Source organism: Paraburkholderia sp. GAS33 (assembly GCF_050436645.1).
In the GTDB taxonomy this organism is placed as follows: Bacteria; Pseudomonadota; Gammaproteobacteria; order Burkholderiales; family Burkholderiaceae; genus Paraburkholderia; species Paraburkholderia phenazinium_B.
In genome coordinates this window covers 1-18,267 of record NZ_JBNDMP010000009.1, presented here as the reverse complement: position 1 = coordinate 18,267, position 18,267 = coordinate 1, and the positions used below count along the sequence as shown (strand labels likewise).

10 protein-coding genes are annotated in these 18,267 nt (G+C 56.8%); 9 read left to right on the top strand and 1 reads right to left on the bottom strand.

Translation table 11 applies throughout. The features are described 5' to 3' along the window. Positions 1 to 10 precede the first annotated feature (10 nt). Complete coding sequence (locus P3T24_RS25060) at positions 11 to 289, bottom strand: helix-turn-helix domain-containing protein (RefSeq protein WP_429438875.1); 279 nt, start codon at positions 287 to 289, stop codon at positions 11 to 13. Positions 290 to 438: 149 nt separating this feature from the next. On the opposite strand from P3T24_RS25060, the gene P3T24_RS25055 reads away from it, so the two are divergent. The 9 genes from P3T24_RS25055 (at position 439) to P3T24_RS25015 (ending at position 18,176) form a co-directional block, all read left to right on the top strand. After that, positions 439 to 2,514 (top strand): hypothetical protein, encoded by a 2,076-nt coding sequence (locus P3T24_RS25055; protein WP_429438873.1) that lies wholly within the window; start codon positions 439 to 441, stop codon positions 2,512 to 2,514. A gap of 866 nt (positions 2,515 to 3,380) precedes the next feature. After that, positions 3,381 to 4,109 (top strand): hypothetical protein, encoded by a 729-nt coding sequence (locus tag P3T24_RS25050; protein ID WP_429438871.1) that lies wholly within the window; start codon positions 3,381 to 3,383, stop codon positions 4,107 to 4,109. A gap of 1,378 nt (positions 4,110 to 5,487) precedes the next feature. Then, complete coding sequence (locus P3T24_RS25045) at positions 5,488 to 6,591, top strand: formylglycine-generating enzyme family protein (RefSeq protein ID WP_429438869.1); 1,104 nt, start codon at positions 5,488 to 5,490, stop codon at positions 6,589 to 6,591. Between the two features lie 17 nt (positions 6,592 to 6,608). Further along, the gene (locus P3T24_RS25040; RefSeq protein WP_429438868.1) at positions 6,609 to 11,138 is read left to right on the top strand and encodes a matrixin family metalloprotease; all 4,530 of its coding nucleotides are present in this window, start codon (positions 6,609 to 6,611) and stop codon (positions 11,136 to 11,138) included. Between the two features lie 36 nt (positions 11,139 to 11,174). After that, positions 11,175 to 12,071 carry a sulfotransferase family protein gene (locus tag P3T24_RS25035; RefSeq protein WP_429438866.1) on the top strand — a complete coding sequence of 299 codons (897 nt, stop codon included), beginning with the start codon at positions 11,175 to 11,177 and terminating at the stop codon, positions 12,069 to 12,071. 84 nt (positions 12,072 to 12,155) lie between these two features. After that, complete coding sequence (locus P3T24_RS25030; RefSeq protein WP_429438863.1) at positions 12,156 to 14,282, top strand: type I secretion system permease/ATPase; 2,127 nt, start codon at positions 12,156 to 12,158, stop codon at positions 14,280 to 14,282. A gap of 185 nt (positions 14,283 to 14,467) precedes the next feature. Beyond that, entirely contained in the window at positions 14,468 to 15,706 is a 1,239-nt protein-coding gene (locus P3T24_RS25025) for an HlyD family type I secretion periplasmic adaptor subunit (RefSeq protein WP_429438862.1), read from the top strand. Beyond that, on the top strand, positions 15,696 to 17,135 hold the full coding sequence (locus P3T24_RS25020; RefSeq protein WP_429438860.1) for a TolC family protein: 1,440 nt from the start codon (positions 15,696 to 15,698) through the stop codon (positions 17,133 to 17,135). The genes P3T24_RS25025 and P3T24_RS25020 overlap by 11 nt, the downstream gene beginning before the upstream one ends. A 36-nt stretch (positions 17,136 to 17,171) precedes the next feature. After that, positions 17,172 to 18,176: an aspartyl protease family protein gene (locus tag P3T24_RS25015; protein ID WP_429438857.1), complete on the top strand. Its 1,005-nt coding sequence runs from the start codon at positions 17,172 to 17,174 to the stop codon at positions 18,174 to 18,176. Positions 18,177 to 18,267 lie beyond the last annotated feature (91 nt).

Sequence of the window (18,267 nt, the reverse complement as noted above, 5' to 3'; positions counted from 1 at the left end):
CGCGCGCAACTCACCGAGGAGCGTCGCCGGGTGCCACCGCCGTTGCTTCGGCGTCGCGTACCGGTGCGGCGACAAGCTCCGCCATCGTGACGCCGAGCGCCTTCGCGATTCGTTCGATGTTGCAGATCGAGATGTTGCGTTCGCCGCGCTCGACCGAACTGACGTAGTTCGGATGCAGTTCGGCCAGCTCAGCGATCTTCTCCTGCGTCAGTTCTTTCGCCTTGCGGATGCGGCGCATGTTGGCCGCAAACAGGCGCTGGACATCACACTTTTGAGTTGGGTTGGGCATGCCGGAAGTGTTCCGGCATGACTCGTTCAAGACCACACACTTTGAGTTTGGTTTGGAGTAAAGTACGCTCAAAAACCAAACTCAAAGTATTAATTTAGACCCGAAAGACGCCACGCTCACTCGGGCAGTTCAATCAATCTGACAAAAACATGCACATATACACAACACTCAGGACGGCGTTGCTGATCGCGCCGGCCATTGCTCTCGGGGTATTGCTGGGCGGCTGCGACAGGCTGGATACCTCGAAACCGAACGATGCTCAACTCAATACCGCAGTGCAGGCAATGGATGGCACGTGCCGGCAATGGACGGTCGGCGACATCAAACGTCTCGACGGCGTGCCCATCCGGGAGCCGGGCGTTGGGCCGATGTACGCGATCAAGTTCTCCGCTGTCGTCACGCTCACGGACCCCGATCAGTTCAGAACGTCCACCAACGAGGATGACTTTGCCGGATGTCCGACTCTGGTCGTTCTGCGGATACGTCAGGCCATGAACAGCACGAAGACAACAAACCGCTACCAGGTTCTCGACGCCGTTCCGCTGACCCAGAGTGACAGCGGATGGCACATGCTGAACAGGGATTACGTTTCCGCCGACGTCATCGCGGACACCATGCGCGTGATGAACATGGGCCTGAATTTCAGCGGCGATCAATCGCCGATAACGCCACTGTACGGGGATGGGCCGGTAGCAGTTAATTCGCCCGACAGCGGATTGCCGCCCGGCCTCTTTCACCGACTGGGTGAGAGGATTGCGTCGCTGTTTCAGCCTTCGTCGTCCCCGGTGGCTGCGACCGGCGCGACCAGCAACACGACCGATACAACCGATACGCAACCGTCCAGTGTCGCAACCGGCGGCGCTTCCCAGGTCTCTGGCGCCCCTTCATCGGCGGCAACCGTGCCTTCGGCGCAGGGTTCATCGGACGTCGCCGCGTTCGTCCCTGAAGCGACCGCTGTGGCATCTGACAGCGCCAGTGCTACGCCCGCAACTTCGGAGCCTGACACTTCCGTTGGCGGCCCCACTCCGAAGTTTGCCGACTATCCGTCCGGGCCGCTGTATAACGGCCCAGTTCACGCACTCGTTCCCGATGAGTTTGGAAAGGAATACAGAACCAACCTGTCCGCGGTCCTCGACTACTATGCGAAGGACTTGCGCGACCACGGGCGTATCACCCAGACACAGGGCATCGTCGCTGGCCACTACGCCATCGCGACATGGGGATGCGGTACGGGAGGGTGTATCACGGGTGGGCTGGTCGATCTGAAAACCGGCGAGGCCTATGAGCTCCCGGTCACCCTCGAAGGTGTCTCCCCGGTTAAGCCTGAGTACAGGGACGCTGATGGCGAGGCCAGGCCGGGGCAGGACGAAGATCTCGAAACGCGACCTGATAGCCGGTTGATGGTCGTTGCGGGCGTGATCAATGACGGCAATGATGGAGACGACACGGTGAAGTTTATCGAATTCACCGGGAGCGGCTTCAGGACCATCCTGTCAAAACCGTGGGGCCACGCGGAGGGTAGTACGCCAGCACCGGCACCGGGCAGCGCGAGCGCCGCTCCCGTCGCAGACGCATTGCCGCAAGCCGCGAAGCTTCAGTTACTGTTGCAGAAGGCGCAGGATCAGTTCCACGCTGCGCAATACGGCAGCGCTGTTGCGACCGCCGAAGCCATCCTGCTGCTCGACCCGTCCAACACGCAGGCAAAGCAGTTACGGGCCAGGGCGCTCCGCTCCGAGCAGGAGGCACTCGCCAAAGTGGCTCCGCCTCAGGCGATAGCGCGGGCCCAGACCCAGACGTCGACACCGGCACCGACGACGCCACCCGCGCCACAACCGGCGAACCGGACGCTGGTGCTGGCGGATCTCGAAGGCGACTGGCACGGCATCTATGAATGCGGTGCATTCAGTGGCTCAGGCTCGGTGCCCGATCTGGAGGCATGGTCTCATCACGTCAGGCTGACCGTCCGCAACGGACGGGCGCGGCTCGTACGCCAGTCACACGGCGATCACCCATACCGCGAGGTTCTGTCCGGCACGGTCGCCAACGATCTGACGTTGCGGTTGGGTGGCACCGGCCAGTATGCCGATGCGCAGCACGCGTGGACTACCGCCTTCACTGGACAATTTGCCGGGACGACGGAGCAGCCAGCGTTTCAGGCAGACGGCGCGCTGACGAACTGGCGCGGCGAGAAGACCCGCACGTGCCATCTTGCGCTTGGTCGCTAATGGCTCACCCGTCCGGCCGACACACTGCTGCCAGTGGTGTGTCGCGATCAATCCGGTTATCTCCGTGCCGGTGCGTGGTCATTTCTACAAGGCTGCTTTTGCCGACGAGGAGGCGTCGAATGCCACGGTTCTATTCATTGTCTCCGCTGGTCAATCTCACCGAGCACGGAGTAGTTGCTTACACCACCTTTGACTTGAACGATGTCGCGGGCATAGTCTTGCCTGGCAGGCGATCTGATCCGACTGTCGCCATACTTGCGATTTGAACCGCCCCGGATTTGCCGGGGCGGTTCAATTGTTGGCTTGGATTACGTAAGCGTGGAGGTCGTTAGCAGATGATTCCACAAGCGATGAGAACGTCTTAGTATCAGGATTCCATTCGAGAGCAACCAGCGCATCGACGTTTCCACGCAATTCCGCTCGGTGTGAGATGTTGGCGGGGGCGCTGTAAATGAGAACGGAGAAGAAAAAGCGACGATGCCCTTATACGGTAGGCTTTGCGTGAGGGCCTATACCCCTGCCGATACCATTAAAGATCCACCACTAGTCGCCTCTACGAATCGGATTCTAGAACGATGTTTAATAGCCAGCAGAACCCTTCAAACGATAGCGGCACGGTCATCGCCGAACTGCCCCGCGCTGTGCGGGTGCTGCGAGGCAAGCAGACGACGTCGATTAGAGTCTCATGCGACGTAGCCGGCTCTGTCTGTTTCATGCGGGCCGGCGCGAGTGGCCAGGGATCGCACCTCGTCCGCCTGCTCAAGCTCACTCCGCCTGAGCCATTCGGTGACGGCATTGTCGTCTTTGGCTTGAACGGTTCAATACTAGAGCGTCTCAGAAGGGACGACGCCTTTGCTGAGGCCGTCGTGGCACTGCTCAAGACCGGTTCGCGAATTACGCTGCAAAACAGCCAGTTGACATTCACGATCGGGAATTCAAACGCGAGCAAGTCGAAAGAGGCGTCTTCGTACTATGTCGGGACGGTGGCTACACGGCTCGAAACGGTCGCGGGCGCTTATGTGAACGACGCCACTGGTGTCGATCGGATTGGACGGCCTTATGTCGCTTATGCGATCGGCGCCAGTTTGGTGTACGGAGTTCCTCTTGCATTTCTGGAGTCGTCGCTAACACCTTTGACTATCGTGAAATATTCATTTGCGCTCGGCTTGGTGTTTGCGATCGCAGGGGGCGTATTCGTCATCCCGACGCATTTGCGCAATCACGCGCTAGGCGGTGCAGCCGCCTTTAACGCAGTCATCTCGGCGCTGATCTGTTCGATTTTCATTGGATCGGGGTTGGCTATGATCGCGAACACTTATCTGGGGGAGAAGCTATTAACGGCCCAGTTGATTCGTGTGGTGGGCACCACTGTCATCACCCGTGGAAAGCATATGAACTGCTGGCTGTATCTCGACAGGCCGTCACCGACTCTGGTGAGAGGCACGACATTAACGAAATTGCCGTTGACCTGTGGCGAGGCGCACTATCGGGCTGACCCACAGTCGCGCGTCTACGACATTAAACTGAATCCTGGACTGCTTAATGCACCGTTCGTCCAGTCAATCGAGGCAGTGGATGACGCCAGCGCTTACTGATCGAATGCAACTCTGCCCCAGCGAGCGTCACCGCAGCACCTGATTGCCTCACCGACCGGACTTCGCCACCCAGTCGGATTAAACATCAGCAAAAGGGCTCCCGATTCGCAATCTGTCTAGGCATGTTGGGGTTCATGGAATGGCTCTCGTTATGAAATACCGAGCCTCCCTTGTGAGGACGAGAGGCTTGGCAACGAACGTTTCCTTGCGAGCAATGTGGCTCGTCCTCGTGGGTCGGTTTATCTGGTCGCATAAGACTCTGTTTGGGCCACAAACGGCCATTCGACCTGACGGTGGGAACAAATCTTCCGTGGTCGGAATTGGACTCTCAAATTGTCAGGTCACGGATTTGCCCGTGGCTAAGCGCCGCCGTATGCTGCGATACAAAAGGCCCGCATGGAATCGCGCGACTGACACGTTCAACCAGGCCGAATGCAGCAGATACTGCACTAGTCAAAAGGAGAGCGTAACAGTCTGATGCCCCGGAATTGCGCCGCGACCGTTTTGGGCAAGAGCGGATAGGGGAAGCGTTCAATGACGGGCATGCGAATCGCCCTGATCGCAGAGATCACTTCAAACTAACGCAGCATTCGACTATGCGCCATAGATAAAATAGACAGGCCGGCAAACGACTTCAAACGGATCCTGTGACTCTTTAAGATAAGGCCGTTACATTCTGCGTAACTTTTTGAAATATTACATTTTCATTTTTGTGTTGACGGATTGCATCGATAGATGCAAATTTTAATCTACGAAGTATTAAGTGTATAAAGCTCTGAATATCTGGCGTCGATTGTTAATTTATTGCCGCTGGTGAGCGCTAATAAAACATAGATATTCACTGGTCGAGACTGTTTCAAAACGTGAGCCGCTATTGTTCAACAAAGAAGCCGTCTATCGGAACGTTCTGTGTGGGCTCATGGAAATTCGGGAGAGGAGATGAGGGGCCTCGAAGCCGATAAGTTTCGAGTTTTGACACGTCTAGCCAATGGCGGTGATGCTGGTCGTCACCGATGGTGGCGGGCAGTTCAGATTAGCGCAAAAGCTGGCGTGAACCAGAGATCAAATAGGACCGGTCTGGCTCAATTATCGCGGCTATCTCATTTTTGCCGACCTTGTCTGGGGTTGGTCAGCTTATTTTATGCTCTATACAAGTCACCTCTTTTAAGAAGAACGCAAGATAATAAATGTGCCTGAAGCTGTGTGGGGTTTTGTGCGGCGCACATTGCGAAAGAAAACTTTACCTAGTAGATGCACGGGTGCAATGTTTTCGACACCCGAACACCTGTTGAGATATTAATTTTATGATTTTCGGCAAAGCAGATTAAAATTCACTGGATTTTACGTTCTTCTTTAAGCACAAATTATCGGCCTTGTCATGTCAGATTTTTATTCGCAATTCTTCCGGGATATGGTAGCTAATGCTTCGCGGGCACCGTCGGAAAAATTCTTTGGCGTCCGGATCGACGGAAAGATTGAGTGTGTAAAGAAAATGATTTCTGGCTTGTATAAATATCAACTCGCCCGGAATAAGGCGATTTATCTGTTGTGTACGTTATTTTTTCTGCTACTACCTTGTGTTATATCGACTTTTGCGAGTGCGGAAGTTGCAGTGCCATCATTCAGAAATTTTCGTGATTGTGACGTCTGCTCGGAAATGATTGTTCTTCCGGCTGGAAAATATATGATGGGCGCAACTGAAGAAGAATTCAGAGGTGAGGATAATTACAGATTCATGTATCAGGATGAAATCCCGCGACATCTGGTCAATGTGAGTTCATTTGGTATCGCAAAATTTGATGTGACACGGGGGCAGTTTTCAGTTTTTGCCAAGGAAACCCGATTCGAAGGTAAGGGATGCAGGATTTTCGACGGGGGAAAGTGGTTTTTCGACAAAACAGCTGACTGGGAGAATCCGGGATTCAGGCAGTCAGAACAGGACCCTGTGGTTTGCGTCTCCTGGAATGACGCCCAGAAATTCATTGCGTGGATTAATTCAAGAATCTCCAATGAAAGCACACATAGGTACCGCCTGCCTGCCGAGACTGAATGGGAATACGCTGCGCGAGCAGGAACAGACTCGGCCATGTATTGGGGCGACGATCGATCGAAACAATGTAAGTATGAGAACACCCGGGATCTCTCAAAGGAAAGAGCTAACCCGATCGGTCCATATGTGAATTGCGACAGCGGGTACGTCAGAACATCACCCGTTGGATCATTCCAGCCCAACCCATGGGGATTATTCGACATGCTCGGCGATGTTTATCAATGGGTTTCGGATTGCTCTGGTCTAGGATATACCACTCCTTATCGCGAGACCCCTGAGTCGATTGCTATATCGTGCTCTGCCCGACGCACCCGAGGCGGGAGCTGGGCGAGCATTCCATTTGCTGTGCGTGCAGCCGACAGGGCCGGAAACAAGATTGATACCCGAAATAGTTCAATCGGGTTTCGCATGGCCACAACTTTATCAAATTAAATTGAAAAGGACGTGATATGAGCGGAATTGAGGTGTTTCAGACGGATGTCAACGTCGGCTCTTTTGCGGCTACATGGGCTACGTTTCTATCGTCATTACAGAATGCCACTGCACCGACGATTGCGACGGGACTCACGTCACTAATGTCGGCGCTGACAGCATTTTCTGAAAGCCCTGCGATGTCTGCGTTTTCAAACGGAACAGGTTTCGTAGCCAACTCGGCCGCCTTTTATCAAGACTACAATAACTATGAATCCGCGATTCAGTCCAACGATGCGGACGCGGCGAGCGACGCGTTAACTTCCATGACATCCGACGCCTTTGGTGCAGTCGGGTCATTTGCTGGAACAGCTGCAACGGGCCTCACCACTGCGTCGCTCAGCACCTTGGAGGGATTGGGATTTTCGACAGGCGACGCTGCACTCCTTGCCGAAATTGGAGAGGTGGCCACCGGGATCGGAGCCGGAGTTGCTCTGTTTCAGGCAGGTAGCAGTGCTCTCAATGGTATTACGTACTATTTTCAGAATCTGGATAACCAGATGCAGGATTGGCTATCCGATCCTGGCAACTACTATCAACTTCCCATGAACGATCCGGGTAGTAGTTCGGACCAGTTTGTCATGCCGGGCCAGACTGGGGACACCATCACGGAAACCGCATTGGGCGGCGATGCTTTTCTCTACACAGAAGAGAACAGTCAGGGGACGCAAACAAGTAGTGTCGAGCTGGCCGAAAATGGCACATCAGATGTCGAATCCGAATCGATCACCGGTTTGGGGGTTGTTTCCAATATCAGTAACGCAGACATCACTACCGCAGCGGGCTCAAGTGCGACGATTGGCGGTAGTGCAAATCTCGTTACGGAGGGCGCAGGCTCGACCGTAACCTTGAGCTCCGATAGCGGCGACGAAATCATTGATGCCGTGACGAGCCAGGATATTACGATCTCAAACGGCACGATCGACGTAGCTGGCGTGAGCGGCAGTGTGAGCGCCGGCGTGACCGATACTGTCACGCTCAATGCCGATGGGTCGTTCAGCGTGGCCGTGCAGAATGCCAGCGGCACACAAACGGACAACGATACATTTAGCTCGACCGGTGAACTCACGCAGGATCAGCAATTCAGCAATGGGTATATCGCCGACGCGATCAACTACACAAATGGTGTTGAGACCAGCGAGAACTTCTACAACCAGGCCGGACAGGAAACTGCGTCTACCCAGTTCAATACCGACGGTTCGTCCACGGAGATGTTCTACGATCCGTCGACCGGCACACTGACCAGCGAGAACCTTGTCAACGCGGATGGCTCTCAGACCGACTACACGTTCAATAGCGACGGCTCACAGAGCGTGATCATGCTTAATTCAGACGGTCAAGAAACCGAATCGGCACAGATCAACGCAGATGGTTCCTCCACCGATTCGTTCTACGATCCAGGTACTGGTGCCTTGACGGGACAGGCTTTCTTCAATACCGCGAGTCAGGAAACCGAGTCAACCCAGTACAACGCGGATGGTTCTTCTAACGAAGTGTTCTATGACCCATCGACCGGCGATGAGACTCAGGCCGTATTCAATCTCGCCGATGGCGGCTCACAAGATCAATTTTTTACCGGGCTCGCAAGCGGCGTCTCCGAACTGATACAGAACTACACCGGCGCCAACGGAACGGGCACCGAGACGTCGCAGATCACGGACTTTACGGCTGGCAATTCGGCGGAGCAGTTTTATACCGGACTGCCCACTGGCGATTCTTCGATAACGGAAGATTTCAACGGGTCGAATGCTACCGGTACGGAGACCGAGGCCACGTATGACCTGACGTCCGGAGGTTCTCAGGATCAATTCTTTACAGGGCTAGGTGCCGGGATATCCGAGCTGATACAGAACTATACCGGTGCGAACGGTACGGGTACGGAAACGTCGCAGATCACGGATTCCACTACAGGCAATTCGCAGGAGCTTTTCTATACAAGTCTGCCCACTGGCGATTCTTCGGTTACCGAATACTTCAGCGGCACAAACGCGACTGGCACCCAGACAGAGAACCTCATCAATTACACAGATGGGGGTTCACAGGAGCAGTTACTCGCGGGACTCGGCAACGGTCTCTCATATGAGGCCGAAGAGTTCTCGGGTGCGAACGGCACAGGCTCGTTGACAGGGCAGCTCTTCGATTTCACTGCGGGCAATTCCCAGGAAGTTTTGTTCACGGGTCTGCCGAGCGGCACATCGTCGGAAACGGAAGACTTCAGCGCTACCGGAGCCACCGGAACACTCACTGAGAATCTCTACAACTTCACCGCCGGAGGTTCGCAGGCTCAGTATTTTACGGGGCTGGGAAGCGGCATTTCCGAATTGGTCTCCGACTATACTGGCGCGAACGGTACGGGTGCCGAAACTTCCCAGATCACGGATTTCACCGCGGGCAATTCACAGGAGCTTTTCTACACGGGTCTGCCCAGCGGCGATTCTTCGGTCACGGAATATTTCACTGGCACAGACGCAACCGGCACGCAGACAGAGAACCTCGTTAACTACACGGATGGTACCTCGCAGGAACAACTGCTTACTGGGCTTGGCGATGGCCTCTCCTACGAAGCCGAAGCGTTCTCGGGTGCGAACGGCACGGGTACGCTGACTGCACAGCTACTCGACTACACGGCGGGCAATTCCCAGGAAACCTACTACTCTGGCCTGGCAAGCGGCGAGTCGTCGGAAACGCAGTACTTTAGCGGCACAAACGCCACGGGTACACAGACCGAAAACCTCTTTAACTTCACCGATGGTGGCTCGCAGGTACAGTATCTTGCAGGTCTGGGTAGCGGCCTGTCTGAGTTGGTTGATCAATACAGCGGCTCGAACGGCACGGGCTCTCTCGACTGGCAGATCAGCGATTCCACCTCTGGAACTTCGCAGCAGACGTTCTACTCTGGTTTGCCCAGCGGTGAATCGTCTGAAACGGAGTATTTCAGCGGTACGAATACCACGGGGACCCAGACGGAGGATTTATACAACTTTACCGATGGCGGCTCGCAGGTCCAGTATCTCGCCGGCCTGGGGAGCGGGCTCACTGAGTTGGTTGACCAATACAGCGGCGCGAACGGTACCGGCTCGCTCGACTGGCAGATCAGCGATTCCACCTCCGGAACTTCGCAGCAGACTTTCTATTCTGGCCTACCCAGCGGCGACTCTTCGATTACCGAATACTTCAGCGGCGAAAATGCCTCAGGCACACAAACCGAGGATCTGTACAACTTCAGTGCCGGTGGTTCGCAGGTCCAGTATCTCGCGGGCCTGGGGAGCGGGCTCACTGAGTTGGTCGACGATTACAGCGGCGCAAATGGCACAGGCTCCCTGAACTGGCAACTGAGCGACTCTACTTCGGGCACTTCACAGCAAACGTTCTATACCGACTTGCCGGCCGGAGACGCGTCAGTTACGGATATCTTCACCAGTACGAACGCGACAGGTCTGCTAACGACCCAGTCCGTTTCCGAAACCAATGGCGACATCGCAAACTTTACATTCGACTATAACGCGGCTGGCGACGAGACCTCGTACCAGGAGAAGCTCTATAACTCAAGCGGAAGCGAAATCGGATATGGGGATTTCGATCCCGATGGCGACCCCATCGGCGGCGACGGAGGCGGGTATTACGGTGGTGGCGGGTATTACGGTGGATATGGTTTTGCCGGTAAAAAATCGACTGTAAAGGCTGCGGTAGGCAGCAGCATCGGATCGATCGCCCAGGGCGACGTGACAAAGGGCAATGAGGCTGGCGCCGCGGCGGCCGAAACCGCTCTTCAGCAGGCTCACGATACCGCAATGGCAACGCCAACGGCCGGAACGGGTTCCTCGGTACTCGAGGGTGCGAAGTGGGATAGTCAGATCATTACCTGGAGCTTCGCTGAAGCGCCGGACGCGAGCGGCTCCCAATCAGGTAGTGCTTCGGAAGCCGCCTACGAGGCCGACGTCGAGCAGGCGTTCGCTACCTGGGCAGCGGCGTCGGGCATCACCTTCAAGGAAGTCTCCGGTTCGGCCCAGTCCGACATCAGCATTGGGTGGAGCGACCTCAATACAGCGAGTACCGGCGTGGTGGGCTATACGACGTACCAGGCGCAGAACGGACAGATGGCGCCCGGTACAAACATCGAACTCGAAAGCCCTGATCAGGATGCACTTGTCGCTGGGGCAGATGGTCAACTAACATACTCGGGCACCGAAGCAACCCTTGAGCAGGTGCTACTTCATGAGATCGGCCATGCGCTCGGTCTGGCTGACAATTCCGACCAGAACTCGATCATGTACTACGACCTGACGTCGAGCAATCGCACGCTGGACAGCACCGATACCGCGGGAATCCAGTTGTTGTACGGTTCGGGATCAGTTCCACTTGCACCCAGTGCTTCAACTGCGCAGCTCGCCCAGTTAATTCAGGCCATGGCTTCGTATGCGCCAGCGCCAGCCGGCGTGACGGGCATTGCCGCCATCGACCAGCAGAACGTGCAAGCACAACTTGCGATGTCGGCACATCAGGCCTGAGCGGGGACGCAGAACGCACCGCGGGTGGTCGCAAGCATGCGACCACCCGCGTACGACGGCTTGTATCAATTGCTTATGGTCCGGCAGCGTTCGCTTCGGACCTACCGGGGATTTTCTGTGGTCAACACGCTTCATCTCATTTCGGGTTTGCCGCGTTCCGGGTCAACCCTGCTTTGTGCCCTACTGCGCCAGAATCCGCGTTTCAAGGCGGCCATGACGAGCCCAGTCTCGTCTTTGTGCACTGCGCTTCATAAAAAAATGTGTGGCGGAGAGTTTGCTGTGTTTTTCGACGACGCGAAACGCGCCGCCATGTTGCGCAGCGTGTTCGACGCCTATTACGCAGACGTCCAGTTTAGCCAGGTGGTATTCGACACCAACCGAACGTGGACCGGAAGAGCGGCTTTACTTGGAGAGTTGTACCCCGCGTCCCGCATCATCTGCTGCGTGCGCGAGACGGGCTGGATCATTGACAGCATCGAACGGATGCTTGCGAAGAATCCGCTGCAGCTTTCGCGTATGTTCCAGTTCCAACCCGGGACATCGGTCTATTCGCGGGTGGAATCGCTCATGAACTCCGAGAGCGGACTGATCGGCTTGTCATGGAGCAATCTGCGTGAAGCGTGGTTCGGAGACGAAGCAAGACGACTGATCATCGTCCCCTACGACCATCTGGTACGCGCCCCGGAAAGGACGCTGCGTCGACTCTATGATGCACTGGGCGAACCGTGGTTTAGTCACGATTTCGACAACGTCGTATACGACGAACCCGACTATGACGCGCTGCTCGGCATGCCGGGCTTGCACAAGGTTCGGCAGAAAGTTGAGCATCAGGAGCGCAAACCGGGCATTCCGCCAGATATCTTCGCGAAGTTTGCGCATACCCACTTCTGGGAGAAACCCGAGCTCAACGTACGGGACGTACCGATTCTTTAAGGCTTGCACGTGTATATGGGCCACTCGAGGCGGCGTTCGATGCGGCAGCCCGACAGATTGAGCAGCACTTTTTCTGGCTAAATAATGGGCATTGAAGAACAACCAGAACAACTGGAAGATGCCGGCCTTGCCGCACTTGTATTTATCGCGCGCTTTCACGGCATTGCGACGGATGCGTCCCAGTTGAGGCACTCAGCGGCGGTCAGGAGCGAGGCGTTCTCCGAGGCTGATCTTGTGTTGTCTGCACGAAGCATCGGACTCAAGGCACGTGCAGTTCCGTTGCAGCCCGATCGCATCAGCAAAACACCGTTTCCTGCCCTTGTCATGGATCTAACGGGCAGGCATTTTATTCTGGCAGGATCGGACGGCAATACTGCACTTCTGCTCGAGCCGGGTATGCGGACACCCGCAGTGCGTCCCGCCCGAGAGGTCGCAGAACGTTCCAGCGGCCGCATGTTGCTGTTCACTTCGCGGGCGTCCCTGGCTGGCGAGCTGGCTCGCTTCGACTTTTCATGGTTCATCCCGGCTATCGTCAAGTATCGAAGGCTTCTGCTCGAGGTACTTGGTGTGTCTCTTGTCCTGCAGCTTTTCGGCCTCGTCTCACCACTAATGTTTCAGGTGGTCATGGACAAGGTCCTGGTCAACCAGACATACAGCACGCTCAATGTCGTATGCGTAGCACTGCTGGTTAGTTCCATATTCGAGGTTTTGCTAACCGGACTGCGCAATTATGTCTTCGCGCATACGACTAATCGCATCGACGTTGAACTGGGTGCGCGTCTTTTCCGGCACCTGGTCACACTGCCGCTAGCTTATTTCGGAGTGCGTCGTGTCGGAGATACGGTTGCGCGTGTCCGGGAACTTGAAAACATCCGGAATTTTCTGACCGGACAGGCGCTGACTGCGCTGATTGATCTGACGTTCTCATTCATTTTTCTAGGGGTGATGTGCGTGTACAGCGTCTGGCTGACGCTGATCGTTGCGATCTCGCTACCGGTCTACGGCGTGATCTCGGCCAGCATGATCCCGGTGCTGCGCGCACGCCTGAACGAGAAGTTCGCCCGCGGAGCGGATAACCAGTCATTTCTCGTCGAGGCTGTCTCGGGCGTGGAGACCGTCAAGTCGATGGCAGTCGAGCCGCAGTTCGTCAAACGCTGGGAGACGCAACTCGCGGCCTATGTCGCGGCGGGTTTTCGGGTGAGTTCTCTCGGCAACCTTGGCCAGCAACTGATACAACTGGTGGGCAAGCTGGTGACCTTGGGCACCCTGTTTTTTGGAGCGAAGCTGGTGATCGACGGCAAACTTACCGTCGGGGAGCTAATCGCGTTCAACATGATGTCGCAGCGTGTTAGCGCGCCGGTCCTCCGACTCGCACAACTCTGGCAGGATTTCCAGCAGGTGGGTATTTCGATGAGCCGGCTGGGCGACATCCTGAATTCGCGTACCGAATTACCTCAGAGCCGTCAGGTGCTACCCGCGCTCAAGGGCGACGTCAGTTTTGAGAACATCCGGTTTCGCTATCGCCCTGACGGCCCCCCGATAATCGACAGCGTAACGCTGAACATCGACGCCGGCCAGGTAATCGGTATAGTGGGGCGCTCCGGTTCGGGGAAAAGCACGCTGACGAAACTTCTGCAACGTCTCTATCTCCCTGAGCAGGGAACCGTGCGCATCGATGGCATTGATCTGGCGCTGGCGGATCCGGCATGGCTACGCCGCCAGATTGGTGTGGTGCTGCAGGAGAACCTGCTCTTCAACCGCTCTGTCCGCGACAACATTGCCTTGATCGACCCTGGTGCGCCACTCGCGGCGGTGATCGCCGCAGCGAAGCTTGCTGGCGCGCATGACTTCATCTGCGAAATGCCCGAAGCCTACGACACGATCGTCGGGGAACACGGTTCGAATCTGTCGGGGGGGCAGCGGCAACGTCTGGCGATCTCACGAGCACTTATGACCAACCCGCGCATTCTCGTATTCGACGAAGCGACGAGTGCGCTCGACTTCGAAACGGAGCGTGTTATCCAGAGCAACATGAAGGCGATGTGTGCGGGACGCACGGTTATCATCATCGCGCACCGGCTGACCGCCGTCAGGCACGCTGACCAGATCGTCGCGATGGACAAGGGGCAGATAGTTGAGCGGGGAAACCATTCCGAACTGCTTCGGCTCGGGGGCTACTACGCTCACCTAGTTTCATTGCAGGACGGTTAGCCATGAAATTCTTGAGATTGCAGGCTTTCGGCGACCTTTGCGCGCGGTATGCCTCAGTGTTTCGCAGTGCATGGGCTGTTCGGCACCAGTTTGACTCGCCTGACCGCGTCGTTCACGAACTCGCTTTTCTGCCCGCACAGCTCGAACTGGTTGAGACGCCGGTTCATCCGGCACCGCACTGGGCGATGCGCATCATCGTCATCCTGGCACTGCTGGTATTGCTGATTGGCATCTTCGGCAGACTGGACATCGTCGTCTCGGCGACGGGTAAGTTTGTGCCCAATGCGCGCGTCAAGGTGATCCAGCCCGCCGTAACCGGGGTGGTCAGAGAAATACTGGTTCAAGACGGCGAGCAGGTTACGGCCGGTCAGTTGCTTGTGAAGCTCGATACGACTCAGGCGGCGGCTGACGCAGACAAGGCGCGTTCGACGAGGCTTGATGCGGAACTCGGCGCAGCCCGCGCAAACGCGCTGCTGGCCGCGCTAATTGACAAGCGGCCACCGGTGGTCGCTGGCGTCGACGGGGCGCCGCGGGAGCGGATGCAGGAGGCCCAGCGTCTCGCGGACGGCGCGTTCCGCGAGTATCAGGACAACATAGACAGCGCCCAGGCCGAACTTCTCAAGCGCGAAGCTGACCTCGACAGCACCCGCGAGGAGGTGGCCAAACTTCAGGCCACGGCCCCCCTCGCACGGCAGCAGGCGAATGATTATCGTTCGCTCGCGGGAGATAAATATGTTGCGCAGAGCGACTATCTCGACAAGGAACAGACGGCGCTTGGTCTCGAACACGAACTGGTCGCACAGCAGAGTCACGCCCGTGAACTGGCCGAAGGCATTGCCGAGCAGCGCGCGGACATCGAATCGACCTCGTCGAAATTCCGGCATGACCAGCTCGATGAATTGGAAAAGGATACCCAGCAGGCCACGCAAAGCCGGGATGACGAAACAAAGGCGCAAACCCGTCAGGCGTTGTTGAGCCTTACTGCCCCGGTGTCCGGAACGGTTCAGCAGTTGGCGACGCACACGCTGGGAGGCGTGGTGACGACGGCCCAGTCCCTCATGGAGATCGTGCCAGCAGATACGTTGGAAGTGGAGGCGCAACTCCAGAACAAGGATATCGGTTTTGTCGACGTCGACCAGCCGGTCGCCATCAAGGTCGAAGCGTTTCCCTATGCCCGCTATGGATTTATCACCGGTACCGTGGTGTCGGTGTCAAACGATGCTGTACAGGACAAAAAGCTTGGCCTGACATTCCCGGTTCGCATCCGGCTGTCGACCAACAGAATTCGTGTGAAGGACAAATGGATCACGCTTACTCCCGGCATGCAGGTCACGGCAGACATCAAGACCGGTAAGCGGAGCGTGGCAGGGTACTTCCTTGGTCCACTGGTGGAAAGCGCTCAGGAGAGTATGCGTGAGCGTTAGGCGACGACTGGCTAAAGTTGCTGTGGCAGGGCTGCTTGTGGCATCCCCGTACACGCACGCTATTGACGTTCTGCGCACCGAGGGAGGGATTTCGCCAACTCCGGCTGGTGTGATCGTGCCGGACCCGAACGGATGCCAGTTCGGGGCGCCGGAACAGCCCCTGCTGCTGGCGGAAGCCGTTCAGCGCGCGCTATGCAGCAATCCTAAAACCCGCGAAGCCTGGGCGGACGTCAAGGCCCAGGCGGCGGGCCTGGGTGTCGCGCGAGCGGCATATCTGCCGACAATTACCGGTAATGGCCAGGTTGTGCGCGACGATTCCATTACCGACGTAACAGGGCATCCGACTTTGAGTTCGGCGACTCTTGCCACCATCAATTCCGAAAGCGTGCAACTGAACTGGACGCTTTACGACTTCGGCGCACGTGCGGCGGCAGTTCACAATGCTTCGGCCCTGCTAGCTGCCGCCCAATCGACCGAAAATGCAACATTGCAGAGTCTCTTCGTCGCTGTTGCAAAGGACTACTATGCCGCGCAAGCGGCCTCCGCTGCGCTCGCTGCGGCGGTTGATATCGAGCACATGGCTGCTGACAGCGCGAAGGCTGCATCTGCACGTGTCGACAAGGGTATTGCACCCATATCGGATGCGCTTCAGGCAGAGACCGCGTATACGCAGGCCGTGCTGAACAGGATCAAGGCGCAGGGTGCCTGGCAAACGGCAGCAGGCACCTTGGCGTCCGACATGGACCTTTCCCCGGACATACCGCTGGAACTGCCACTTGTCACTGCCGGGGTGCAGCCTGATGCGACCTTTACGCAATCAGTAGGCGAACTCATTGAGGACGCCAGGCGCGATCATCCTACGGTGCTGGCCGCGCAGGCCCAGGTTGACGCAGCGGCGGCGAAGGTCGACCAGACACGTGCAGAGGGCTTACCGAATATCAGCCTGGTGTCCAAATACACGCGGGACAACCAGCCGGCGAGTCTGGGGCTCGGTATCCCGGAATTTCCCGCCACTGGACACGAATGGTACGTTGGAGTACAGGTAACGATTCCGTTCTTCGAGGGCTTTGGCCGCATGTATCAGGTTCGCCAGGGTCGGGCCCAGCTTGAGCAGCAGGAAGACGCACTCGACGACGCGCGTCGACAGGTCGGGCTGGAGGTCTGGAATAGTTACCAGGCGGTTCAGACTTCGATCGACAGCGTGAAGGACAGCGCGGAACTACTCGACATCGCACAGCGATCCTTCACCGCTGCGCAGCACCGTTATCAGGCCGGCGTAGGAAACATCCTCGAATTGCTCAATGCGCAAACCGCTCTGGCCAATGCGCAACAACAGCGTGTCCAGGCTCTCGCAGACTGGCGTGCGGCGCGGCTGCGGCTCGCTGGAAGTCTGGGAAGGCTCGATCTTGATAACGCGAGGGAGCGTTGACCATTTCGCAAGTGTGTCGTCCTGGAGAAACAGGCAATGAGTATTCACGGAGCAACGATGCCCTTCGCGAACCGCTTGGCATCTTCGGTCAGGTGCGCATCATCAACACTCCTGTTTCTTGTTCTGTTCATGCTCGCTGTGCCCGTTCTTTGCGGATGCACGTCCAACGATATGCCCGCCGCGGCGCGAAAGTGCCCGACGACAATCGAGGCGCAATTACCAATCCGAGAAGTGGACCGTCGATTCGTTACGACTGTCAGAATAAATGGTCACCCCGTATCGATGATGATCGACACGGGTACAACCATGAGCACGTTGACGTCACATGCTGCCGCGATGCTTCGATTGCCTTACGATGAAAATCGCATGGCGGTTGTGAACGGAATCGGCGGCAAACTTGGACCGCAACACCTCATGGTTGCGCGCTCGATTCAGTTCGGTACCCAAAACTGGGAAGACGTGCACCTGGTTACAGCAAATGTTCTCGGTCCCGACGACCTCGATCCCACTTTGCCTTCAGGCTCGATTGGAGCCGATCTTCTATCACGCTATAACGTAGTGCTGGATTTTCCGAAGCACACGATGACTTTGTACACCCTCTGTGACGGCCCGTTCGCACCCGAGACTGGCGACTTGCAGGTGCTCGAACTTGAGCGTCCTTCGATGGACTCACTCCGAGCTATGCTCATGATCCGGATTCGCCTGAATGGCCATCCGGTCCACGCCTTGATAGACACGGGTTCATATCGTACGTCGGCGACGCGAGATGCAGCGATCAGGTCAGGCGTCGATGAAGAAATCCTCGATCAGGAGCGGGCTGCGACGATTGGCAGTGCAACGGGCGCGCGCGCCAATGGACACGTTCATATCTTTGAAACGATTGAGATCGGAACCGCGACGTATCCACGTGGCCCGGTACTGGTGCAGGACGCATCCACCTCCGGGGTGGACATGCTGCTCGGTATGGATTTTCTCAAATCCCGGACGGTCTGGATTTCATACGCAATGCGTACCGTGTCATTCCAGAGTGGTACTGCGTAAGCGGCTCGTCCCGGCCGTTATAGACGCTGGCTGAGGGCGACATCAAAGTGATGTCCATCATTTCCGATCTGATGGGCATCACTTTGACACA